11 protein-coding genes are annotated in these 24,830 nt (G+C 57.4%); 2 read left to right on the top strand and 9 right to left on the bottom strand.

Annotated elements, in window-relative coordinates; all coding sequences use genetic code 11:
- Positions 1 to 21 precede the first annotated feature (21 nt).
- Positions 22 to 4,278 carry an InlB B-repeat-containing protein gene (locus tag II896_04010; protein ID MBQ4443809.1) on the top strand — a complete coding sequence of 1,419 codons (4,257 nt, stop codon included), beginning with the start codon at positions 22 to 24 and terminating at the stop codon, positions 4,276 to 4,278.
- 58 nt (positions 4,279 to 4,336) lie between these two features.
- Positions 4,337 to 5,353: a DUF1624 domain-containing protein gene (locus II896_04005; GenBank protein ID MBQ4443808.1), complete on the top strand. Its 1,017-nt coding sequence runs from the start codon at positions 4,337 to 4,339 to the stop codon at positions 5,351 to 5,353.
- Between the two features lie 284 nt (positions 5,354 to 5,637).
- Here II896_04005 and ugpC read toward each other — a convergent pair whose 3' ends face one another.
- The 9 genes from ugpC to II896_03960 all read right to left on the bottom strand — a co-directional run.
- Positions 5,638 to 7,686 carry a sn-glycerol-3-phosphate ABC transporter ATP-binding protein UgpC gene (gene ugpC, locus II896_04000; protein MBQ4443807.1) on the bottom strand — a complete coding sequence of 683 codons (2,049 nt, stop codon included), beginning with the start codon at positions 7,684 to 7,686 and terminating at the stop codon, positions 5,638 to 5,640.
- A gap of 16 nt (positions 7,687 to 7,702) precedes the next feature.
- The gene (locus II896_03995) at positions 7,703 to 10,603 is read right to left on the bottom strand and encodes a hypothetical protein (GenBank protein ID MBQ4443806.1); all 2,901 of its coding nucleotides are present in this window, start codon (positions 10,601 to 10,603) and stop codon (positions 7,703 to 7,705) included.
- Between the two features lie 12 nt (positions 10,604 to 10,615).
- A complete protein-coding gene (locus tag II896_03990) occupies positions 10,616 to 11,509 on the bottom strand; it encodes a sugar ABC transporter permease (GenBank protein MBQ4443805.1) in 894 nt (297 codons plus the stop codon).
- On the bottom strand, positions 11,509 to 12,978 hold the full coding sequence (locus II896_03985; GenBank protein ID MBQ4443804.1) for a sugar ABC transporter permease: 1,470 nt from the start codon (positions 12,976 to 12,978) through the stop codon (positions 11,509 to 11,511). Before II896_03985 ends, II896_03990 begins: the two co-directional genes overlap by 1 nt.
- A 16-nt stretch (positions 12,979 to 12,994) precedes the next feature.
- Positions 12,995 to 14,386 (bottom strand): extracellular solute-binding protein, encoded by a 1,392-nt coding sequence (locus II896_03980; protein ID MBQ4443803.1) that lies wholly within the window; start codon positions 14,384 to 14,386, stop codon positions 12,995 to 12,997.
- Positions 14,387 to 14,413: 27 nt separating this feature from the next.
- Entirely contained in the window at positions 14,414 to 18,076 is a 3,663-nt protein-coding gene (locus tag II896_03975) for a starch-binding protein (protein ID MBQ4443802.1), read from the bottom strand.
- Positions 18,077 to 18,086: 10 nt separating this feature from the next.
- Positions 18,087 to 20,636: a starch-binding protein gene (locus tag II896_03970; GenBank protein ID MBQ4443801.1), complete on the bottom strand. Its 2,550-nt coding sequence runs from the start codon at positions 20,634 to 20,636 to the stop codon at positions 18,087 to 18,089.
- A 10-nt stretch (positions 20,637 to 20,646) separates the two neighbouring features.
- Positions 20,647 to 23,487 (bottom strand): InlB B-repeat-containing protein, encoded by a 2,841-nt coding sequence (locus II896_03965; protein ID MBQ4443800.1) that lies wholly within the window; start codon positions 23,485 to 23,487, stop codon positions 20,647 to 20,649.
- Between the two features lie 59 nt (positions 23,488 to 23,546).
- A partial coding sequence (locus II896_03960) for a starch-binding protein (protein MBQ4443799.1) occupies positions 23,547 to 24,830 on the bottom strand: 1,284 nt, incomplete at its 5' end.

The following is a 24,830-nucleotide window of genomic DNA, read 5'->3' as shown; positions in this document are numbered from 1 at the left end:
CTAAATCAGGAGGATTATTTAATGAAAAAGAGTATTGCAGTCGTACTTTGTCTGGTGCTCTTCATCGCTGCCTTGACCGCCACCTTCGCGGCCTGCAACAGCAAGAGTATCACCGTCACCTATATGGACGGGGACAAGGTGCTCAACACCCAACAAGTAAAAGTGGGCGAGACCTTCACGCTCTACACGCCCACCAAAGAAAACGCAAAGTTCGTCAACTGGTATCTCGACAAAGATTTTATTAACGTGTACGTCGAGGATAAAGTGATGGCGGAATTGACCTTATACGCCAAATTCGAGGCCGCTTCGTACTACGTCATCATCCGTACCGCCGGCGGCGAACTGCCCGCCAACCAAAAGCAAGTGAACGTCACGCCGGGTGAGGCCTATACCTTGCCCGTGCCCACCCGCGAAGGATTCGTCTTTACGGGGTACACCTATGACAACGGTACGGACGAAGTGTCCTTCCCCGTGAGCGGTACGTACAACCTGACGGACACCATCCGCGTGACCGCCAACTGGGCGGAAGCCAAGTACACCGTCAACTTCAAAGACGGCGATACCGTGCTGTACACCACCGAGGCAAGCCACGGCGCCAACGTAAGCTATACCACCTCGAAAGAGGGCTACACGTTCATCGGTTGGACGGACGATAAGGGCGTGGCCTACCCTGCGGACAAGACGAGCTTCCAAATCACCGAAAACGTGGACTTCACGGCAAGATTCGAGGCCAACGGGTACACCATCACGGTCAATACGGCCGGCGGCGAGACCATTCAACCCATCGCCGTCACCTACGGCACGGCGTATACCGTCCCCGCCGCGGTAAAACAGGGCTACACCTTCGCGGGATATACCTTCGAGGGCGAGGCGTTCGCGGCAACGGGCACCTATACCTACACCCGTAATATCTACGTGACCGCCACCTATACGCAAAATACCGTGACCGTGCGCTACTCGGCAGAAGGCGAAGTGACGACCGAAACCATCAATCAGTACGCCAAAGCGACGGCGAAGACCGCGCCCGAAAAGGTGGGCTACACCTTCGCCTATTGGGCGGCAGAAGAAAACGGGAACGCGGCCTTTGACTTCGACACCGCCATCGCCCAAGACGTCACGCTCTACGCCGTGTATACCGTCAACGAGTACGCCATCACGGTGGAGAACCTGACGAGCGCCAACCAAACGGTGGCCTACGGCGCGACCTATACCTTGCCCGCCGAGCCTGCGCTCCCCGAATGGGCCATTGCATTCAACGGCTACACCCTGCACGGCGAAGCCTTCGAGGCGACGGGTACCTACACCTGGACGACCTCTATCACCGTCGTGGCCAACTTCGAGCGCGATCCGATGTACAACAAGAGCGAAGTGACCGTGTACGTGGGCAATAACACCCCCGCCGCCGTCTGGACGGTGGAGGACGGTACGACCGTCGAAGATAAACTCGACGCGCTCAATACCGCCAAAGAAGGCTATACCTTCCGCGGTTGGTCTACCAAAGCGGACGAATATACGGCCTACGACAAGACCGCCGTGGTCAACGCCAACGTCACCTTGTACGCCTTCTACGACGCCAACGAATATCACGTCTATGTGATGGACGGCAGCACGCAATTGGACGCCATCGCGGTGACCTACGACGCCAACTACGCCATCGATACGACCGAATATGTCAAACGCGGCTACACCTACTCCCGCTTGACCTTGGGCGGCGAGACCTTCGCCACCTCGGGCAAATATACGACTGCGGGCGATACGACCGTGTACGTCGAATTCACGCAAAACAAAGTGACCGTCACCTTCTTGGTGGAAGGTACGCCCACCGAACGCGAAATCAATCAATACGCCAAGGTGACCGCTATCGCCTCCCCCGTAAAGGTCGGCTACAACTTCGTGGGTTGGTCCACCAATTCCAACGAGTACGTCGCCTTTGACTTCGACGCCGAAATAGAGGCGGACGTGAACGTCTACGCCATCTTCGCGGCCAAGACCTTGACGGTGAAAGTGGTGCGCTGGAATACGACCGACACCCTCACGGCAACCTACGGCGTGGACTTCAACCTCGCCAATCCCGACGCGCGTAACGGCTATCAATTCACGGGGTACACGATGGACGACAAAGCATTCAGCGGCCTCGTGGTCGCCGACTTCGACAAATGCACCGTGTTCATCAACGAGAATTGGAAGAAACTCAACGCCGACCAAGAGGCAGACGAAACCGACAAACTCTTCGTGGACAAAGGCACCTACTTCAAGGAGCGTAACTCCCTCTCGGACGACTTCACCTTCGTGTTCTTGACCGCGGGCAGTTACAACCTGAAAGGCATCACCGCCATCTCGGGCGCGGGCGACTATATCGACGTCACCATCACCGAGACGGGCGCGAAACTCGACGTCAAACAAAACGTGGGCGCATTCGAAATGAGCGTCACCAAGCTCGTGGACGGCACGCCCTTCACCTACACGCGCCAAGTCAAAGTGGTGAATAACGTGACCATGAACTACGGCACCGACTACACCAATATCTGGGTGAACAACACGCAGAGCGGTACCGCCAACTTCCAAGTGGCGCGCACCCAAGACAGCGTGATGGCCGCGGGTGTGAATAACTTCGTGTTCGACGTAAATATCATCACCAACGGAGGCAGCAGCGAAACGCCCAGCCTCGTGGCCCTGCCCTTTGCGCAAGCCAACGTGGACGTGATGGTCAAAGAAGGCGAGCAAGTCGTGGCGGACAACCTCTACAACGTCAACGCCATGACGGGCGCCATCACCTTTGACGGTAGCCTGACGGGCAAGACCGTGACCGTCACCATGACCCCCAAGTATGCGGCCGCCGCCAACGTGAAGACCTTTAAGTTGGCCTTGAACGACGGCGTCAACGTGTACACCAACGCCGACCTCAAATCGCGTTACAGCGACCTGTCGGTGCATCAAATCAATATCCTGCGTAATATCAAGGCCGAATTGGTGGCCGACGACTACATCGCGGGACACGGCAAGAACATTCAAGACGTCGCCCTCACGCTGGACGGCAACGGCTGGGTGATGGAAGGCGTGGATACGGGTACGCCCCAAAACGACTATGCGCACGGCGTATATACCCGTTTCACCACCGACGCGACCGATACGATGCGGATCAACGGCAACTTCTTCGCCATCGACGGCAGCAAGTTGCCCTATATCGACAACCGCTACGACCAATACGGCGCCAGCGGCAGCAAGTTCACCACGGGCGACAGCTACCGCATCGCCAACGTGCAGATCGGTATCTTCCTGTATCGTAACGCCACCTTGGACCTCGACGGCTCGACCTTGGCGCGCTACTGCGGCGGTACCCTCACGATGGACAACCTCTTGGTCGAAGGTAACAACGTAGAAGGCCTGAGCGGCGCCTCCCAAGACCTGGGCGACGGCAAAGTGCCTCTCCTCAAGATGAGCGCCGCCTACCTCGGCATCGTGTGCCGCGGCGGTACCGTCAATTTGGATAACGTACACGTCAAGAAGACCTCTATCGCCCTCTTTACGGACGGCGGCATCGACGGCTACACGGGCAATCCCGAGGTCGCCTTCAACGCCGACAAGCACGCCGTTGTCGTGAACGCCGACAACTGCCGCATGACCGAAAACTGGGCCAACGACGTGTACGGGTACAACCTGACCAAGTTCACCTTCACCAACACCAAATTGGCGCACACCGCAGGCGGCGCGGCCATCGCGTTCGATGACAAATACGCCGCGGCGGCGGACGCCGACCTGCAATGCGAACTGAATATGGACTACGACACCGCCTCGAATATCCAAAACTGGGTGACCGGTCAAGAGGCTTGGTTCGTGGCCTACGGACAGTCCTCGACAGCCGTGTGGGTGAAGACGGAAATCAACAACAACGTAAGCGGCAATGGTATGACGGATCTGGACAGCACGGGTCAAATGATGAACTTCGCCATCTTCGCCCGCTCGGCAGGCGACTACGACAACAGCGATTGGGACTCCGACCCGCAAGGCGCGCCCTCGATCAAGTTGAACATCATCGACATTCCCGCAGGGCTCATCCAATACGCTATGCCCCAAAAGGTGGAGCAAGTGGCGCAAGCCTACGGTATCAGCGAAGAGCAAGCGGCCGCAACTATCTCGCAACAGATGGCGGCGGGCGGCATCGGCTGCTGGACGGACGGCCAAGGCGCACAACTCTACCTGGAGTACGGCTTGGGCGAGCGCAACGGCAAGATGATAGTGGGTATCCCCCTCTACATCCCCGGCACGCAACCGCAATAAGTCAACGCAAAAACATCACGCGGCGAAAGGCAACTTTCGCCGCGTACCTTTGTTGAAAATGGACACACAAGGATTTGTAACGAGCGTTCACGAAGGACAACCCCAAACGACCGAAGCGGCGGTCTATACGCCGCAAAAGGTGGATTTGGACGCCGTAGTGCGCGAAAAAGCGGACGTCAACAGTCGTCCCGCCAAACGGAAGCCCAACCCCGTGGGCTTGTTTTTCGTGCGTTTGGGACAAAGAATCAAGCGTTACTTCACCTACAACGTGCCCGGTCGCAATCCGCGCGCATGGGAATTGGACGTGATGCGCGGCATCATTCTCATTGCGGTGACGTTGGACCATTGCTGTACCTACGGCACGAAAGAGGCGTTGATTCCCTCTTATACCGTGGTGGGCGAATGGCTGAAACACGTGGCGGGGCTGTACTGCGACAGCGCGGTGCGAAGCGCGATGCAACCCTTTGGGTTGTGGCTTATCGCGTTTATGTCGGGTATGAACAGCAGTTTTACCCGCAGTCGCTTCCATCGCGTATTCAAGTTTTGGATACTCTGCGCCCTATTTATGGGCGGATACGCCGTACTGCATATCGTTTGGCCCCAGTTGGTGACGGCTACATTGATTTTCAATATCATCGCCGTATTGACGATATGTTTTACCTTCTGGTGGATCCTCGACCTCGTCAAGTGCCCCTATTGGTTGCGCGGCTACCTGGGCGTGGCGCTCATCGTCATCGGTTTGACCTTCTACTACAAGCATTACATCGTTGATAACGCCTACGTCAACAACGACTTTCTCGCCCTGATGGTCTATAACAACCACGCAAGAGATTTGTCCCCGCAAAACTTCGAGCCCTTGTTGCCCCACCTCGGGTGGTTCTTGGCGGGCGGCGTGCTGGGCAAGTTTCTCTACCCCGACCGCAAGACCAAATGCAAGCGGATCTATCCGCCGAAGGCGTTGGGGCCGGTGCTCATCATCGGCAAACATTCCCTGGCCGCCTACCTCGTGCTTCCTTTCGTCATTTTGGGGCTTGTGCGCGGCATTGTGGCCATAGTCGGTGCGATAGTCGGCTGACGCAAAACAAGACGGCGGCGAGGCCAAGACGGCCCCGCCGCTTTTTATATCGTAACGAGTGACTATCTTTTTTATATCGTAATACGTGGCAATATTATATATCGTAATAAGTGATAATCAATAAATCTTTCGTAATAAGTGGTAATCAATAAATCATATTGATGATAAAACGCGGAAGAGGCAATCCGTGAAAAAGAGTTCCAATATACAAAATAAAAAAGAGTTGCGTATATAAAAATAGATGGCGGAGAACAAATCTCCGCCATCTATTTTGCATTCGTCGATTAGATGACGCGAATGCCGCGATCGGCTTCGACGACGCCCAACGCGGGGATATTCAACGCCAAGCGCACGCTGTCGCCCGCTTTGACGGCGGCATCCTCGGCGCGCAGGTAGACGTTGACGACGTCTGCGCCCACTTGGCACTCGGCAAAGGACTCGGCGCCGAAGTTCTTGACGGCGTTGACGGTGGCGGCGATGCCGTCCGAAGCGATCTTGACGTTGTAGGGCGTGAAGTCCACGTCCAACTTGATGTCGAAGACCTTGCGGCCTGCGGCGTTGAAGAGTTTTTGCTGCACGTATTCGGTGGAATAGAAGATCTTGTCCGCGATGTCCAAGCCGAAGTTGTAGGTCTTGGCACCCGTGCGCTCTTTGAGCAACTTGCCATGCAGGACGTTGAAGAGGTTCAACGCGGCGGTCTCGGTGCCGTCGGCGGCGACCACGCTCACCTTTTTCCAATCGACGTCGGTGACGATGGAAGTGATACCATCCTCGGTCTCGGCGGGGGCGATGGCGAACACGCTCTCTTTGCCGAACATAATGCGCAGAAGTTTGGTCTTGCCGATGGTCTCCACGGCCTTGACGGGCACGGTCACTTTCTCGCCGAAGACGTTGTCGTCATAGTCGTATTCGGCCGAAGGAAGGGGCATAACGGCGCCTTGGAAGGCCTTTTTGGCGTACTTGGGATCCACGTTGTCGAAGGGCACGGTGTACTTGGGATCGCCCTCGGCGATCTCCTCGGCGGCCTTGACGTGGTCGAAGCGGAACGCGTCCGAAGGAATGGTGAAGGTGTACTTGCCGTCGGCCAAGGCAAGCGCCTCGGGCAGATGGAACTTGACGCCCGCGATATCGGCGACGCCGCCTTTGACCGAGCCGTCCAACACGTTGACGTCGGGAATGCGGGGCATGATGCTGAGTTCGGTCTCGTTGTCGAACAAATGAATGCGGGTGGGATCCAAGGCTACCTTGATGGGTTGGTCGATGGATAGGCTGACGCGCGGATCCACTTTGAGGACCAGGCGGGTGGTGCTGTCCGAGATGGACTTGGTGCTCTCGGGATCCAACTCGCAGTAGACGATGGACTCGCTGCCCAAGGCCTCGATGATGCCGATATTGGTCTCCAACGCGGTGTCGGGATGGGCGGCCACGTAGTCCTCTTCGAAGTGAATGTCCTCGGGACGAATGCCCATCGTGACCACGGTCTCGCCGTCCAAATATTTGCTCTTGGCTTTGACCACGCACTCGGCGGGAATGACGATCTTGCGGTCGTTGGCGAAGGTGACCTCGACTTTGTCCTCGCTGATATGTTTGAGGGTGGCGTCGAAGAAGTTCATCTGCGGCGTGCCGATGAAGCCCGCGACGAACTTGTTGCCGGGATAGTCGTACAAGTTCTTGGGGGTGTCGATCTGCTGCACGACGCCCAACTTCATGACGACGATGCGGGTACCCATGGTCATGGCCTCGACCTGGTCGTGGGTGACGTAGATGAAGGTGGTGGCCAGATCCTTGTGCAACTTGGAGATCTCGGTACGCATCTGCGCACGGAGTTTGGCGTCCAAGTTGGACAAAGGCTCGTCCAGCAAGAACACCTTGGGGTTACGCACGATGGCACGGCCCAACGAAACACGCTGACGTTGGCCGCCCGACAAGGCGCGGGGCTTGCGGTCGAGGAATTGGGCGATATCCAACCGTTTGGCCGCCTTTTCGACCAAATCGTTGATCTCCTCTTCGCTCAAATCCTTGCGGAGTTTCAAAGCGAAGGCCATGTTCTCGCGGACGGTCATGTGGGGATACAGGGCGTAGTTTTGGAACACCATGGCGATATTTCTATCCTTGGGCTCCACGTCGTTGACCACTTCGTCGCCGATCATCAACTCGCCCGCGGTGATCTCTTCCAAGCCCGCGATCATACGGAGGGTGGTGGACTTGCCGCAACCCGAAGGACCGACGAAGACGATGAACTCCTTGTCCTCTATCTCCATGCAAAAGTCGTTCACGGCTTTGACGCCACCGTCGTAAACTTTGTAGATATGTTTCAAACTTAAACTTGCCATAATAATACCTCTCTAATTATTGAACCAAAATGTATGTGCTGAAAGCGGGTAAGGTCACGCTGCCCGAAGCCGCTTGCATAGTGCCTGTATGGAATCCGTTTTCGTCGGCCAAGACCTGCCAATTCCCCTCGATAGCCAAAGTCTGCGAGAAGGCGCGGGGGTTCGTGAGAACGTAGACGCGGTTGTAGGCGTCCGCCCCCTCTTTGTCGAAGAGATAGCAGATGCAACCGTCGTCCGCGCCCGCCGAATAGATGGTGGCCTCGCGACTGCCTCTGGCGAAGGACGGGAACGCGTTGCGCAAGGCGATAAGCCCTTTGTACCAATCGTACAACGCCGCGAACTCCTTTTGACGGTTGTAGTCGAAGGCGTTGACCTTGTCCTGCGCGTTGTAGCTGTTGTGATTGCCGTACTTGGTGCGACCAATCTCCTCTCCCGCAAGCATAAAAGACATACCTCTGCCCGTCATAATGAAGGTGGCGGCCATCATATTCTTGCGGATAAGGACGTTGTTGGGCTCGGTGTATAGAGTCGGCGTGCGCTCGCCCACCGTGGTGACGATGAGTTGGTCCCACAAGGTGTAGTTGTCGTGCGACGTGGTGTAGTTGATGGCGTGACTGTTGCCGCCCTTCTGCCCGGCAATGTAACCGTTGAGCCCCGCTTTGATGCGGTCCTGCTCGCCGTAATTGCCTTGCACATAGCCTTGGCTGGGCGCTCTGTCGCCCCAACCGTTGTCGCCCTTGACGCCCTCGCGAATGGACGAGTTGAAGACGCGAATGCCCAGCATCTCTTGGTCGTCCAAGCTGTCGAAGCCCGCACTCTTGGCACCGTCCAATCCCAAATCGGCGGCGGCCCAAGGCTCGCCGTACAGCAGTATCTTCTGCCCGTTGCCGTCCGCATAGAGGTTGTTCAACGCAATGCGAATGGATTGCATCGTGGTGGTGTCGTGAATGGCCATCAAGTCGAAGCGGAAGCCGTCGATATGGTACTCCTTGGCCCAATAGACCAAGCTGTCCACCATATAGCGGCGGAACATCGCGCGCTCCGAAGCCGTTTCGTTGGAGCAACCCGAGCCGTCGGACAAGTTGTAGGCGCCCAGGTTGTTGGTCGTCCAGGCAATCTTGTTGAAGGTGCCCATCGTATAATCCATAGAGGAACCGTTCCAATGGCCGTCCAAGGCTTGGCGATAGTAGTAGCCGGGGACGGACTTCTCGAGGTAACTGTCGGCGGTGGCGGTGTGGTTGTAGACCACGTCCATAATGACGCCGATGCCCGCGTCGTGCAAGGCCGCGACCATCTGTTTGAACTCCTTGATGCGCACCTCGCCGTTGTCGGCGTCGGTGGCGTAACTGCCCTCGGGCACGTTGTAGTTCTTGGGATCGTAACCCCAATTTTGTTTGGTCGTGTAGTCGGTATTGTTGATGTACTCCTCGTCCACCGTGGCGAAGTCGAACACGGGGTTGAGATGCACGTAGGACACGCCCAAGTCTTTGAGATAGGCGACGCCCGAATTGAGGTTGGAGCCTTTGACCTTGGTATCCTGCTCGGTGAACGCGAGATACATACCCTTGTAGGTCATACCGCTGTCGGGCGAGATGGAGAAGTCACGCACGTGGACTTCCCAAATGACGCCCGTATCGCTCTTGTCGTTGCGAATGGCCTTGGCCTTGGCGAGATCCTCGTCCCAACCGTCGGGGTCGGTCGCCGACAGATCGCACACCATCGAGCGCATACCGTTGACGCCCACCGCGGTGGCGTATACGTCCACGGTCTCGACGGGCTCACCCAAGGTAACCCAGTTGGAATAGGTGTAGTAGACGCCGTTGAGGTCCTCGTCCACCGTCAGCTCCCACACGCCCTTCTCCTTGCGCGTCATATCTTCCTGCGGGCGCAAGAGGCTGAAATCCAACTCGTTGCCCGTGCGGTAGAAATTGACGGCCACGTTGGTCGAAATGGGCGCCCAAATGCGGAAGGTGGTGCGCGCCTTGGTGTAGGTGACGCCGAGCGTCATCTCCTCGGAGGCGGGCAATTCGCACTCGGACTTGAACTTGTCCGAGAGGAAAAGCCTGGTCTTGGTGGCGCTGGTACGGAAGGGCGACACGTCCTCGATGAGGATCTGGTAGTCGGCGTTCCAATCGAACGAATCGCCTAAGCCCAAACCCGAAACCTTGGCGTTGAGACCTTCGTTCCAGAAAGTGGTCGCGTGCACGGTGGTGAGCAATTCGCCGTCGGGCGCGTTCTTGAGATCGGTGACCTTGAAAATCTTGACGTCCGTCGTGCTGTCGATGGGCTTGGTGGTTTGCAGAATGAGATTGTTGAAATCGTCGAAGTTGGCGGATTCGATGCGCTCGAACGCGCTCTTGGCCTGCCGCAAGGTGGTGTAGTTGTTCTTGTCGCCCGCGATGATATAGACGTTGTAGGCGCCGCCCTCGTAGGTGAGGCCTTTGACGTCGATATAACGGTCGGCGGACAAGTCTTTGCCTTTGTTGCTACACCAATAGGGCGTCCAATAGCCCAACTCGTCTTTGTAGGTACGCACCATAATAAGACCGAGCTTCTTGCCGCCCAAAACCGCCTTGGACTCGCCCGCGTTGAGGTTGATCTCGAAGCAACGGCCGTGGTTGACTGTGCCGTCGCCCATCTTGCGGGAGAAGCCGCCTCGGTCGGGATCGTCGACGGGATCCTCTTCGGTGAGGTAATTGACCGAGACCCTGCCGGTGTCAATCCAATAGTACGAGCCCCATTGGATATTGGTCTTGCCCTCCCACTCGGGGTAGTCGTACTGCCCGTCGCCGTTGTAGAAGTGCACCTTGATGGTGACGTTCTCGTCGGCGGAGGCAAACACGACCGCACACGCCGAGGCTGCGGCTATGACCAGCACCACGGTCAATAGTAGAATTAACGTGATACGCTTTTTCATGCGACCTCCTTCTTAGCCTTTGACTGCGCCGCCCGTGATACCTTCGACGAAGTAGCGTTGCAAGCACAAGAACAGAATGGTGATGGGTACGGCCACGGTCACGGCGCCCGCCATAAACATATTGTAGTAGTTGACGGGATCTTTGGTGATCATGTAGTACAAGCCGACGGCGACCGTCCAGCCCTCGGTCTGCGTGCCCAAGAGGTAGCTGGAGAAAATGAAGTCGCCCCACGGGCCCAAGAAACTCATCAACGCGGTGTAGACAATGATGGGCTTGCTGAGGGGAAGGATGACGCGGAAGAATACCTGCGCGTTGGTGGCGCCGTCGATGCGGGCCGCCTCGTCCAAGGAGCGGCTGACCGTGTCGAAGAAACCTTTGGACACGTAGTAGCCCAAGCCCGCGGAACCCGAATAGACGAGAATGAGGGCGATGATCTTCTTCCAAATCTCCACGTTGCCGGCCATGCCGATGGACTTGAAGATATAGTAGATGGCGGCCATGGACATGAAGCCGGGGAACATACCCAAAATCATACCGATGGACTGCAATCTCTTGCGGCTCTTGAAGCGGTAACGGCTCATAACGTACGCCATGGCGATGGTGAAGAACGTAGACAGCACCAAGCAAACGGCGGCTATAAGCAACGTGTTGAGGAACCAACGCCAATAGGGGTAGTTGGTGTCGGTGAACAGTTTGCCGTACCAATAGAAACTAAAGGACGAGGGGAACAGACTGCCCGATTGATAACTGCCCTCGGGACCGGCGAAGGATTGAATGATCATCCACACCAAAGGAATAATCCAAATGATGGACAAAATGGTCAGCACCGTATAGGTGGTGGTGTTGCCGATGATCTTTTTGCGTTTGATACTCGAGGTTTTCTTTGTAGTAACTAATGCACTCATTATTGGAAATCCTCCTCGTTTTTGCTAGCGGAACTGTTGCGATAGGTGATAAGGGACACGATCGAACAGACGATAAAGGTCAATATACCCAAAGTAGACGCCAGCTTGTAGTTGCCGTTGCCCGTCATGGTATACAACCAAGTAACCAATAGCGACGTGCCGCCCGCGCCGTCCGAATAGCCGGCTTCGCCGAAGGGACCGCCGCCCGTCAACAGGAATATGACGTTGAAGTTGTTGATATTGCCGATGAATTGGGTGATGAGGTAGGGGCCGGTGACGAACATAATGTAGGGCAAGGTGATCTTGCGGAACATCGTCAGTTTGCCCGCGCCGTCTATGCGGGCCGACTCGTACAAGTCGGCGGGTATGTTCATCAAGATACCCGAGGTGATGAGCATACTATAGGGAATGCCCACCCACAGGTTGACCATAATGACCACGAAACGCGCCCAATTGGTGTTGTCGAAGAGGTTGAAGCCCGTCTTGCCGAAGAGTTGCATAACGGGGCCGAAGGGACCTAACGCCGAGCGCATCAACAAAAGGCTGACGAACTGGGGAATGGCGATGGTGAGGACGAAGAAGGTACGCCACACCTTTTGGCCTTTCAATCCTTTCTTGTTGATGAGTAGCGCCAACGCGACGCCCAGGAAGTAGTTGAGGAAAGTGGCGCACAACGCCCACAGCAACGTCCACCCCAAGACGGGGAAGAAGGTGGTGGAAAGGCCCGTGCCGCCCACCAAGTTGCCGAAGTTCTGCAAGCCGACCCAATCGAAACCGCCCGTGGCCGTGTGATATTGGTCGTAGTTGGTGAAAGCGATGAGGATCATGAAGATGAGGGGCAGCACCGTAAAGGCGATGACGCCCACCAAGGCGCAGGTCAACAACACGATATAGAACTTGTTGTCGAAAAGCGCCATCAAGTCGTCCTTGAAGGTGGGAAGTTTGCGTCCTACCACCGAATTCTCATACGCTTCGTACGCCGAACGAATGTTGGCGAAATACATTACCGCAAACGCGATGACGACCAAAATGGCCACCACGCCGAAGAGGAGCATCAACATGGAGTTGTCGCCCGCGACGGGAGTGGTCTCGCCGCCCTCGTTGAGGTAGTGCATATTGTAGGTAAAGTCGGTACCCAAGGTGAAGAAGCCGCGAATGGCGCCCGCGCCGTTGAATATCATATAGAAGATAAACAATAGTTCGACGCCCAAATAGGCAATGCCCTTGGCGATCTGCTTGTGCGCGAAAGCGCCCGAGCCCATGAAGATATAGCTCAGTTTGACGCCTACGTCACCCTCGCGGAACATAGTGGCGTACTTCACGAACCAATCGCGTATCCCAAAACCCACGCGTTTGCACAACTTGACGAAGTTTTGGGGCAAATTGCGGAAGAACGACGCTATCTTCTTTCCCAACCTTACAAAGAAATTCTTAATCTTTGCAAATAGTTTTTGAAAAAATGCAGCCATAGTTCACACCCTCGCTTTATTTGAGTTTGGCTTCTATCTTTTGGAGTTCGCCTTTCCACTCGCTCTCTTTGTAACTCAGTTTGTAGACGCCCAGAAGGAAGGCCGCCATATTCTCCCAATAGTTGCTCATTTCGATAAGACCGGGTTTCAACTTGCAGTACTCGCTTTGGTTGACCACGACCTCGACGGTGTCGATGCCCGACTCGATGGCGGTCTCGAACAGATCCTCGTCGGTGGGGCAGAACTCACGCTCGTCCAAACGCACCTGCTGGTTGTCGGCGTTGGCGAGGTAGGCGGCCAACTTGATGGCCTCGTTGGTGGCCTTTTGCGAGCGCACGTCGGTGGACTTACGGGTGACGCCGTACATCTTGACGCCCGAGAAACTGATAAGTTGGGAATCCGTGCTCTCGCCCGCGAAACGAATGGTGGGCAGCATGGCCACGCCGAAGTTGTCGCCCAAGGCGTCCTTGAATTGCGAAATCATGTGGGGACCGCTGACCATGGCCGCGACGTTTTTATTTTTGAGCGCCGCGTATTGGTCGGCCTTGGCAACGGAGCCAAGCTTGGTCTTCTTGTTGAGAGAAGCGATATACTCGCAAGCTTTCTTGGCCGCGGGATACGCCGTATCGCTGGTGAAGTCGATGGAATTGGGATCGTTGCCTTGCGCGCCGAAGATCTCCACGCCCGCGGTATAGAGGAACGCGGTGGTGTAGTAGCTGTCGGCCATGTCGATGCCCAAGTTGAACTTGACGCCCGCGATGGACGCGTCCAGCAAGGTCTCCAAACTCCTGACCTGCTCGGGCGTGACCAAAGACTTGTTGTAGTACAAGAAGACGTTTTCGTAGTTATAGGGAATGGCGTAGTATTTGCTGTTGCTCATACAGGCCGTGCGCGCCACCTCGATCTGACTGTCGATCTGCGCGGTGTACGCGGTGGGGATCTCGGTCAGGGCGTTTTGGTTCAAAAGATTGCCCAACTGGTCGTTGGCGAACGAGAACACGTCCGCGGCCGCGTCGGGATCGCGCAGAACGGAAGCCGAAACGATGTCTTCGCCCTGCTTCTCCACCGTCCACTTGTAGGTGTTGTCCTTGTACTTGTCGGCGTAGGCGTACAGCATCTCCCATATCATATCCACGTCCTCTTCGGCGCACCATACGCGCAAGTCGTAGGTGGTGCCGTCGCCCGTGGTGTCCTCGATGACGGCGGGCGTGGTGTTGCCGCCCGCGTTATTCGAGCCGCCCTGCTCGCCGCCCGCGTTGCCCGAGCCGCCCCCGTTGAGGTTGCCGCCCGCGTTGCCGCCTTCGGTCGCGTCCAAGTAGTAGATGATCTCGGGCGTGCAAGCCGCGAAGGTGGCCAACATAACTACTGCCATTACGATTACGATTGCTTTAAGAAACTTACTCTTCATAATTTGTTTCTCCTTTTTTGTTCTCTATCAGTTGTAGTCTTCCATACTACTTACTGCAATGTTGTGCGTACCGTTGTCGGTCAAATCGCCCGACTTATTGTACAAAGTGGAGCCGTCGGCCGTGCCGCGAATGACGATGACGCCCTCAATGGCCTTGGCCGTATCCGTCTGGAACGTGTAGGTAAAGGCGGCGGTGCGCGTCGCTTTGTGCGCGGCCGCATTGTCGGTGGTCACCCAGCCGTTGTTGGTGGCATCCGTGTACCATACGTAAACGTAGGCGACGCAACCGTCGTTTTCAAACCAATCCACACCCGAAACGTCAATGGTGATAACGCCGTCCCACGCGGGTGCCGCGACGAAGGTGACCGATGCGGTGTCCGTCTTGCCCTCGTAGGTGACGGTGACCGTCTGCGCGCCCGCTTGGGTCTTGTCGTAGCCCGAAAGGGTGAAGCCCGTGGTGATGGGCGCGGTGGTGTCGTCACTGTAGGTGGCGATCACGGTGAAGTCCGCAAGGGCGGGATCATTGCCCACGGTCACGTTGCCGCCCGTGTAGGTGGCGGAGATGGAGGACAAGGTCTTGGTGGCGGGAGGCTCCGCGCCGCCGCTCTCTTTGTCCCAAGTGCCTACGCCGTAGGGGCTGTTGTCGCCCGTGAGGTAGTAGCCGTTGTGCTCGCCGAGGGCGACGTCCACGGTCTGCGCACCGTTGCCGTTGGAGAAGACGATGGTGTCGTACTCGGCAAGGAAGGTGAAGCTGTAGACGGCCTCGTTGTTGTCGTTGTTGTAGGCATAATCGCACAAGTTGCCGGGCCACTGCGTCATAAAGGAATTGTTGGCGCGCTTGAAGACGTAGGCGTAGATCTTGCCGCCGTTGTCTACCCACTTGTAGTTGTCGGTGAAGTAGACCGTGCGGGTGGTGACGACTACGGGATCGCCCGAAGCATCCTTATCCGCGTAGGTATAGACCGCGGTATCCGTAAGACTGCCGACGACGATGATCTCTTTGGTGGCGTCCGAAGACAGGGACACGTCGAAGCTGTTCCACACGTCGCCCGTAGCGGGGGCGCAACGCAAGATGGTGATGCTCTTGACGACTTTGGCGCCGTTGTAGCCCCACTTGAAGAGATTGCCGTCCATCGCGGCCACTTCGCCGCCCTTGGCGTTGACGGTGTTGTCCGCGTAGACGATGCGCGCCTTGACGACGGGATCGTTGTCGCCGAACCAAGTGACGGCGGACATATCGAGATAGAAGTAGGCGGTCTTGTCGCCGTCCTCATCCTCGATGCTGCCGTAATCGGTGGGAGACGCCAAAGCGTCCGCCTCGCTCTCCCAATAGCCCTCGAAGATGGCGCCCAACGCGGTGACGCGGTAGGCGGGCAAGGCGGGATTGAAGACGAAGCCCTCGCCCTGCAACTCTATCTTGTTCCACTCGGTGCCCGTGGCGGGATCGTTGCGAGTGAAGATGACGCCCGCGACGGTCTTGTCGGTGAAGTAGTCCACGTAGGCCGAATAACGCTTGGAGGAAGCGTCCGTCGTGTAGGTAACGGCCTTGCCGGGGTAGGCGCCGTTGTCGGTGCCGTCCGTGTACCATATATACGCGCGCACGTCCGCGCCGGCATCCGTAAACCAACTGATATCGCGGAAGTCGACGTACAGTTTGCCGTCGCCCTTGACGTTGATTTGCTCACCCACCTTGATCCAAGCGCCCGTAGAGGTGGTGTAACCCGTCTCCTCGTTCTTGTAATAGCTGAGAAGCTTGTACACGGGACGATTGGCGTCGAAGGTGAAGTCGGTGAGTTCCACTCGGTTCCACTCGGTCTGCTCGCCCTCTTGGGGATTGAGCGTGGGATTGTTGCGCGTGAACAGCACGCCCTTGACGACGCGGTTGGTGTAATACTCGGCCTCGTAGTAGCCCAACGCGCTGTTGTAAGTCATCTTGGGGCCGGGGAAGCCGTTGTTGGTGCCGTCGGCGTACCAAACGTGCATATTGAGGACGGCGTTGTCGGCGGTGAACCAAGCCACGTCCTCGGCGGACACGTCGAAGTAGATGGTGCCCTTGGTGTCCACGGTGACGCTGCTCTCGATGAGCGCGCCGCAGTTGTCGCACTTCTTGTCGCCGTTGCGGTCGATATGCTTGGTGCACTTGTTGGTGGTGACCGTAGCGCCGCACACGTCGCACTTGCCGTCGCCGTTGGCGTCTACGTGATCGGTGCATACGGTGGCGATGGTCTTGCCGCACACGTCGCACTTGCCGTCGCCGTTGGTATCCTCGTGGGTGGTGTGCTCGACGACCGCCGTACTGTCAACCGTCCACTTGGCGTACAAGGTGGTGGGACAAGTGATGGCGAAGTTGCTCTGCTTCTTGCCGAACGCCGCCTCGATGAGGCAATAACTGTCGGCGAACCAGCCCTCGAACTTGTAGCCCGCGCGCAAAGGCTCGGCGGGAGTGGGAACGGGACGACCGTCGGTGGCGTATTCCACCAAAGCGGCGGGTGCGCCCTCGTAGTTGTAGTCAAAGGTGACCGCCCATTGTCCGTCGCGCGAGACGGGTTTGCTCTCGCCCGTGTCGGCGGAAGCGCCCTTGCTGACGCTCACTTTGGCGTCCTTGTCCACGCGAATGGCGTAACTGCCGGCGGTGACGGACGAGCCTTGGTTGGCACTGTCGTCCGTGTAGGTGGTGACGAGCTCGCCCGCACCGTTCTTGACGACGTAGTTGTCGCCGTCCTTCAACGTGACGTTGACGGTATAGACGCCCGTCGCGGCGTTGAACGCGAGTTTGGTGCCCGCGTCGCCGTTGACGTAGATATAATAGGAAGCGATGGCCGATACGGTGACGTTGCCCGAATTGGTGTTGAGCGTCAGCACGTAGTCGCCGGCGTTGGCGGCCGTGGCGGTGGAGACCGTGTAGGCCTTGCCCGTGCTATCCGACACGCGGAACTCCGCGCCCTCGGCGGCGGTGACGGTGGCAACCATCAAAGCGGCGTCCTCGAAGTCCACGCCCATCGTGGCCGAAGCCGTGCCCGCATACGCCGTGTAGGTGAGGTCGCTGACGTTGGTCGCGGTGCGATCGTAGGGAACTTCGTCCGAAGGATCGCTCGACTCGTAGCCCTCGGCGGTGGCGACGATGGAAACGTAGTACATATTGCCGTCCGCAAGGTCGTTGATGGTGCCCGTGACCGAAGCGGTGCCCGTGACCCACGTCATATCGTACAAAGTGCCCGTGGTCTCACCCGAGCGGCGGACATAGGCCTTGTAGTCCTCCGCATCCGTCACGCCACGCCAAGAGAAGCGCTCTTTGCTCATCTTGATCTTGTTGGGGGTGGCCAACTTGCGGGAGTAGTTGAAGATGATCTTGCTACGGTCGGAGGTCTTGGCGGGCAATTTCTTGCTGTCCAAGGTGACCGCACGAATGTAGACGTTGTTCTTTTGACCGCTCTTCAACACGCTCTTGATCTCGGGCTCGTCGATGGAGATGTAGGTGTTGGTGAGGTAGAAACGGTCGGCCTCGTTGTCGTTGAAATAGATGACGTAGCCGTCCGCGCCCTCGACTGCACCCCACGAGAGATAGCCGTCGTCGGTGACGTTCAAATTGCGTACGCTGGGCAACTTGTCGCCTTTACAGCCCGTAAAGGAGACGGCGACGATGGCCGCCAGCACACATATCATCAGCACAAAAAATAGTTTTTTCTTCATTTTTTGCCTCCTAATCCTGTAATTCCCATGCCAACACGGGGTAGCCGTCCGTCGTGGCGAACGCCGTAGCGCCCACCGCCGCGTTGAGTTTCGCCGTCATGGCTTGCCTGTCGGTAGTGACGGAAAGCTGCTCGACGGAAGTCTCGGTGCCGCCCACCGTGACGTACGAACACTCGGTCCACACCGCGTAGTAACAATCCGAAACGGCGTTGTTGTAGCCGGTGAGGTAGCCCAAAGTCATATTGTATCTGCCGTGACTGCCGTCGTAGGCGTAGTTGCCGTACGAGCCGTCGTCGTTGAGATAAAAGCCGTTCCGCAACGTGGTAAAAGCGATATCAGCGGTCTTGTTGTCGCCGCCGTCGTTGAAGATGACCATATCGCACGCCGAGGAAACGACCACGGCGCAGATGGCCTGCCCATATTCGTTGGTGCCTACCTCGACGCATTGATTGCCGGGCCACGCACCGTCGTTTGTCTTGCTCTCGTCGTTCCAAGCGTAGGCGTACACGGCGCCCCATCCCTTGGTATTGACGAAATACAATACGTTGCAATCCACGGCTTGCACGTCGCCCGAAGAGTAGCAACCGAAGACGCCGAACCGATAGCCCTCGCCCGTCTCGTTGTAGGCGCGGTTTTCACCGATAAGGCCGCCCGTGGAGAACGCGCCCGACACGTCGCCCTGGTTGTAGCAACCGAAGACGCCCGCGTTGGCGTAACTCTCGCTCATGCGGTTGCCGCCCAACTCGTTGGCACCCGTGGAACCGTTGCGACCGACCAAGCCGCCCGCATTGCGGAACGCCGTGACCGTGCCCTTGTTGTAGGACAGGCTGACCATCGTGTCGTATTGCATACCGCCGTCAACGTCCTTGACGTTGTAGTTGTAGCCGACCAGACCGCCCACGGTGTTGTCGCCCGAGACCGCGCCGTCGTTGCCGCACTTGGTGACGAGACCGGCGTTGCGGCCGACGATGCCGCCCACGGACATGGAGCCCTTGACGGTGGCGTGGTTGACGCAACCCTCGATGGTGCCCGCGTTGTAGATGGCGATGGCGCCCACTTCGTTGACGCCCGTGACGGTGACCGCTTCACCGACGGTGCAGTTGCGAATGACACCGCGGTTGATGCTCACCAAGCCCGCCGCGCCGTCCTTGGCCGCCGTGATGGCGCCCGACATGAGGTTGACGCCCTCGATGGTGCCGCGGTTGGTGTAGGCCAAGACGGCCACCTCGCCGCCCTTCTCGTGCATAATGCCGTCGTTGGTGCGGTTGGTCCAGGTGCGCCACTTGGTATTCTCTATGTTGATATTGCGGATAACGCCCGTCTCGGTGATATTGTCGAAGATGGACGAATAGCCGTCTTTGTAGTAGACGACGACGTTCTTGAGCGAGTGGTCGTCTCCGTCCAAAACGCCCGAGAAACTGCCCAGATTGTAGAAGTTGCTGTACTCCTCGTCGTTCTTGGGCGTATAGTCCTCGAAGGTGACGTCCGCCGCCAACTTGTAGTGGTAGACGACACCCGTGGTCTGCGCCACGGCCTCGTAATACTCGATATAACGAAGGTCGGAAACATCCTTGACGAGGAAGGGATCGCTCTCGTCGCCCTCGAAATAGGTGATCTCGACAGGCGCGGAGTCCGCAATGCCCAAGTCGGTGTTGCCCGCCCACATTTGTTTGATGAGCAGGTGCGCAAAGCGGTCGTTGGCGAGGTCGTTGATCTCCTCGCCCGTCAAAGCCGTGATACGGCCTTGCACGTCTTGGAAGTAGTAGGCGTTGGCGCCCTCTACCTTGTCGAAGCGCAACACTTCGCCCACCATATAGGCCTTCGCGGGTGCGGCGTAGGCCAAGGTGGCGGTGGCGGGATCGTAGGTAAGGCGCACGGTGGCGCTATTCTTGTAGTAGACCCCGTCCGCTACGTAGGTCAGGGTGACGTCGCTCTTCGCCGCGACCGAAGCAAGGTCGTAGGAAGTGGCGTCCGCCGCCAATTTGTACTCGGTGGTGCCGACGGTGACCAAGGGATAGAGGGCGTTGGAAGACGCCGTCCAGGTCATCGTGGTGCCCGTAAGCCCCGTGACGGTGGGATTGACCACCTGCACCGCTACATAGGTGAAGGTGACCGCCTCGCTCCACGCGCTCGCTTTACCGTCTTTGGTAGCGCGCACGCGCAAGGTGAACTTGCCGTCGGCGGGGGGATTGGTCATATTGAGCAAATCGTAGTTGATGGCGTTGCCTACGTTGATGACGGTGCCGTTGACTTCCAACTCGAAGTTGGCGCCCGTCACGCGCTTCCAACTGGCTTTGCTACCGCTGACCGCAAGCCCCGTGGGTACGGAGATGGACGTATCCACGTCGGTATTGCCGCCGGGCGTGGTGTTGCCACCAGAGGGATCGGTGTTGCCGCCGGGGGTGTCGGTATTGCCGCCGGGAGTATCGGTATTGCCCGTATTATTGCTCGGCGTATCCTCGTTGGGCTTGGTCTTGTCTTTGCACGCGAACAACGTGACCGCAACGACCGCCACCAACAGGATAGCCAATAGAATCGTTAAAACTCTACGCGTTTTCATATCGCCTCCATCAGTTCACCTTGATGACGAGGGTGCAACCGCCCGCCAAGGAACCGCCGCTCAAGCCTTGGGCATACTTGACGGAGCCCGTATTGACCATGGAAGACACGTCCGCGTTGTCCGTGCCGAAGTTGGTCAGGCACCAGTAGGTCGTGCCGTTGTAGGTGCGCTTGAACGAGAGAAGTTGCGCGGCTTGGTTGCCCCAAGCGCGAATAAATTCGTACGAGCCGAAGCGCAGGACGTCGTCGGTGGATTTCTTATCCGTCCAATACTTGACGTAGTTGAGGTAGGAATTGGGATCCGCCTGTTGCTCGGCTACGCCCGCCAGCTGGGTATTGTAGGCGTCCCACTCCACCCAATAGGTCTCGTCGCCCGAGATGCTGAAGTGGGTGATGTATCGGCTACCGCCCGCTTCGTCCCAATCCTTGGTGGTCCACTTGAAGGGTTGACGGTATTGCCTATCCACGTGGGGGCTTTGGGCGTTCTGCCCCGCGAGATAGTTGCTGCTCATGCCGATCTCGTCGCCGTAGTAAATCCAGCTGATGCCGGGCATGGTCATCATGGCGCCCAAGACGGCTTTGGCGTAGAGTTGCGCCCTGCCGCTATTGGAAGCGCTGACCGTACCCGCCTGCCACTTGCCGTTGCCGAGGTCGTCGCGCACGCAGTTGTTGACCAGACGGGGAATGTCGTGGTTGGACGAGAACAGACTGCCCATTACGTCGCGACTGCCCGTCGCGGCCTGACTGTAACGCTCCTGCGTATCCAACACGCCGGGATAGCACCAAGAGCCGAACAGGAGAGAGCCGGTGTTTTCGCCTTTGGGTTGAGAGTTGGAAGCGTCTACCGCGCTGTTGGCGCCCGACAAGGCCGCCGCGGCCGTGGGATACATAGACAACTGTCCGAAGTTGTAGTACATATAGAAGTCCAACATACCGTCGTAGGCCTCGTAGTAAGGCGCGACGTTGTAGGCGTTGCCGTCGAAATTCTCACCCACCATATAGGCGTTGGGATATTCGGCTTTGATCTGGTTGACGAACCAGCAGAAGAAGTTGAGGTTCTTGGTAAGGTTGCTGCTGTAGTCGGTTTGGGTGGCTTGGTCGTAGTCGGAAATGACGATATCGCCGGGGGCTTTGTCCACTTCGTCGGCCATGTAGATGTGCTTGACCGCGTCGATGCGGAAGCCGTCTACGCCCGTACCGTCGCCCAAAATGCCCAACCAATACTTGGCCACGTCCGCGATGGCGTCACGCGTGCCTTGGTAGTCGTAGTTGAGTTCGGGCATACTGGGGGAGAACTTGCCGTAGTAGCTGTAATTGTACTCGCTGTAGGGGTACCAATCGCTCGAAAGATTCTTCTCCACCGTGTGATTGCGCCATTGATAGTAACTGCGGTAGTCGATGCCGTCCTCTACCACCATTTTGGCGGATTTTTGGAACCATACGTTGTTGGTGGAGGTGTGATTGAGCACCAAGTCCATGATGACCTTCATGCCGTTTTGGTGGCACAAGGTGAGCAGTTCTTTGTAGTCGGCAAGGGTGCCGAACTTGGGATCGATCTGCTTGTAGTCGATGATATCGTAGCCGTGGTAGCTGTCCGAGAGTTGAATGGGGGTGAGCCACAACGCGTCGATATGGAGGGACTTGAGGTAGTCGAAATTCTCGATGATGCCTCGAATGTCGCCCATGCCGTCGCCGTTGCTGTCGGCGAAACTGCTGACCATGATTTGGTAGCCGACGCCCGACACCGTGTCGAAGATCTTGGTGCCGTATTGAACCTTGATGGTCTCGGAACTGTTGACGTTGGCGTAGCTGACGTGCGTGCCGTCGTCGTTCTCGTAGGGGTTGACGATCTCCTCTTGCTCGGAGAGGTGGAACACGTAGTCGGAGACGTTGTCCTGCACGCAGAAGATATGGATGCTGCCGTTGTCCCACACGGCGTCACGAACCGTGAAGAGTTGGTCGGCGTTGCCGTCCGAACGCCAATGCGAACCTTCGATATTCTTGCTGTCCTTGTAGACGATGAGGAAGCCGAAGCGCTCGTCCATATAGTTGGCGGGGTCCTTGATGGAGCCCGCGGTATAGGCGCCCGCGTTCTTGAGGAATTGCAACTCCTGCTTGCCGTCCTTGCCCGCGTCGTTGTAGATCTTGGTGAGGTCTACGTCGCACATCGCGCCCGCCGTGTCCAGCACAACCTTGCCCGACGCGTCGCGGTTCCAATCGAATTCCCTACCGGTGAAGCCGTACGGCCATACCCACAGGTTGAGGGGCTCGTAACTCTCGGCCTTGCTGTCGAAGCGGCGATAGTGAATGTAGAGGTGTCCCTCCTGACTGCTGGCCACCAAGCCCTGCTCGTACTCGCCGAGTTCACCCTCGGACACCGTGGACGTCCATTTGGCGTACAGACAAACGTCGCCGGCGGGCATAGTGCCGAACTCGAACTTGTTTTGGTAGGTGCCGTAGTCGGTGTACCAGCCGTCGAATTGGTTGTAGGCGAGCATGGGATCGGCGGGAGCGGTGATGGGATCGCCCGCTTTGACGCCCGAAATGGTCTCCACCTGCGTGGCCGTCGCGCCCGTATAGAAATAGATGTGGTACTTGGCCACCAAATCTGCGGACGTGTTGCCGGTACCCGAATTCGTACCGGTGTTCGTACCGGTGCTCGTACCCGAGTTCGTGCCCGTGTTCGTGCCGTTATTCGCGCCCGATTGACCGCCGCCTTGATTGTCGGTGGAGGTCTGCCCGTTGTCGGGATCGGTCGTGTCGTTCTTGTTTTCACCGCAAGCGGCGAAGACGAACACCAACACGCACACCAGCATGAGTGCTACAAAAATGGTTAGTATCTTCTTGTTCACAATACCATCTCCTTTTTAGAAATAGTCGTTTTTCGCTTTATTTGCCTTAGCGCAAGCGCTTACGCTCTGTTCCAAGTGCCTACGGTGACGCTGCCGTCGCTCCAACCCGAGCAGTAGTAGGCATTGTCCTCACCCAACGTGATGTCGATGGTCTGCGTGCCGTCTCCGTTGGAGAAGATGATGGTGTCGTACTCGGTGGAGAAGGTGTAGCCGTATACGGCGTCCTCGTCCGAGTTATTCTCGACGTAGGTCATCAATTCGCCGGGCCAATCTTTATAGGGGGCCTTGCCTTTGAAGACGTAGGCATAGATCTTGCCGCCGTTGGCGCTGCCCCACTTGAAGTTGTCGGTGAAATAGACGGTGCGGGTGAGTTCTTCCTCTTCCTCGACGAAGACCACGGTGATGGTGGCGGTCTTCTCTTGGTAGGTAATGGTGACGATGACGTTGCCGGCGGCGGTGTTATCGTACTCGCCGATGGCGAAGTCGGTCACGGCGGCGGTCGATTCGTCCGAATAGGTGGCCGTAACGGCGATATCGTCCTTGGAGACGCTCTTGCCCACGGTCACATCGCTGCCCGTGTATTCGGCGGCGATGGAGACCAAGGTCTTGGGTGTGGGCGCGACGTATTTCCATTGACCGACGGCCCACTTGCCTTCACCGTTGGCTTCGTCTCCATCCACGTAGTACGCATTGTTGCCCTCGGCAAGTTTGGTGAGGTCGATATCTACGGTTTGTTTGTCGCCAAACACGAAGATAATGTTGGTGTAACTGACCGAGAAGGTATAGCTGTAGACCTTTTGGCCGTACGCGTTATCCGACTCGTACTTGGCTTGCTCTTTGTCCGCCCACGCTTTCAATTCGTGCTTGTCTTCGCCCGTGCCAACCCACACGTAGGCGTATACGTCCGTGCTGTCGGGATTGGTGAAATAGACGATTTGCGTGATTTCGCTGGCCGTCCATTCGGGCGTGGCGGCTACCACGTTGATTTTGAAGGTGGCCGTCTTGCCGCCGTAGGTCACGGTGACGGTGACGTTCTCCGCCACTTCGGACGAGTCGTAGTCAAGGGTGATATCCTCGGTGACCACTTCGGAGGTTTCGTCCGAATAGGTGGCCGTAACCGTGATATCATCTTTGGAGACGCTCTTGCCCACGGTCACATCGCTGCCCGTGTATTCGGCGGCGATGGAGACCAAGGTCTTGGGCGTGGGCACTACGTATTTCCATTGACCGACGGCCCAGCCGCTCTCGCCCGCGCTGTCGCCCGCGATATAGTAGGCGTTGTTGTCGCCCTCGAGATCGGACAAAGCGACGTCAACGGTCTGCACGTCGCCACTATTGAAGAC

The organism is Clostridia bacterium (assembly GCA_017394805.1).
GTDB lineage: Bacteria > Bacillota > Clostridia > Christensenellales > CAG-1252 > RUG14300.
This window is presented reverse-complemented; position numbering and strand designations above follow the sequence as displayed.

Bases quoted from the DNA above. Each gene is read 5' to 3' on its own strand.
- II896_04010 (MBQ4443809.1), top strand. From the start codon at position 22: ATGAAAAAGAGTATTGCAGTCGTACTTTGTCTGGTGCTCTTCATCGCT.
- II896_04005 (MBQ4443808.1), top strand. From the start codon at position 4,337: ATGGACACACAAGGATTTGTAACGAGCGTTCACGAAGGACAACCCCAA.
- ugpC (MBQ4443807.1), bottom strand. From the start codon at position 7,686: ATGGCAAGTTTAAGTTTGAAACATATCTACAAAGTTTACGACGGTGGC.
- II896_03995 (MBQ4443806.1), bottom strand. From the start codon at position 10,603: ATGAAAAAGCGTATCACGTTAATTCTACTATTGACCGTGGTGCTGGTC.
- II896_03990 (MBQ4443805.1), bottom strand. From the start codon at position 11,509: ATGAGTGCATTAGTTACTACAAAGAAAACCTCGAGTATCAAACGCAAA.
- II896_03985 (MBQ4443804.1), bottom strand. From the start codon at position 12,978: ATGGCTGCATTTTTTCAAAAACTATTTGCAAAGATTAAGAATTTCTTT.
- II896_03980 (MBQ4443803.1), bottom strand. From the start codon at position 14,386: ATGAAGAGTAAGTTTCTTAAAGCAATCGTAATCGTAATGGCAGTAGTT.
- II896_03975 (MBQ4443802.1), bottom strand. From the start codon at position 18,076: ATGAAGAAAAAACTATTTTTTGTGCTGATGATATGTGTGCTGGCGGCC.
- II896_03970 (MBQ4443801.1), bottom strand. From the start codon at position 20,636: ATGAAAACGCGTAGAGTTTTAACGATTCTATTGGCTATCCTGTTGGTG.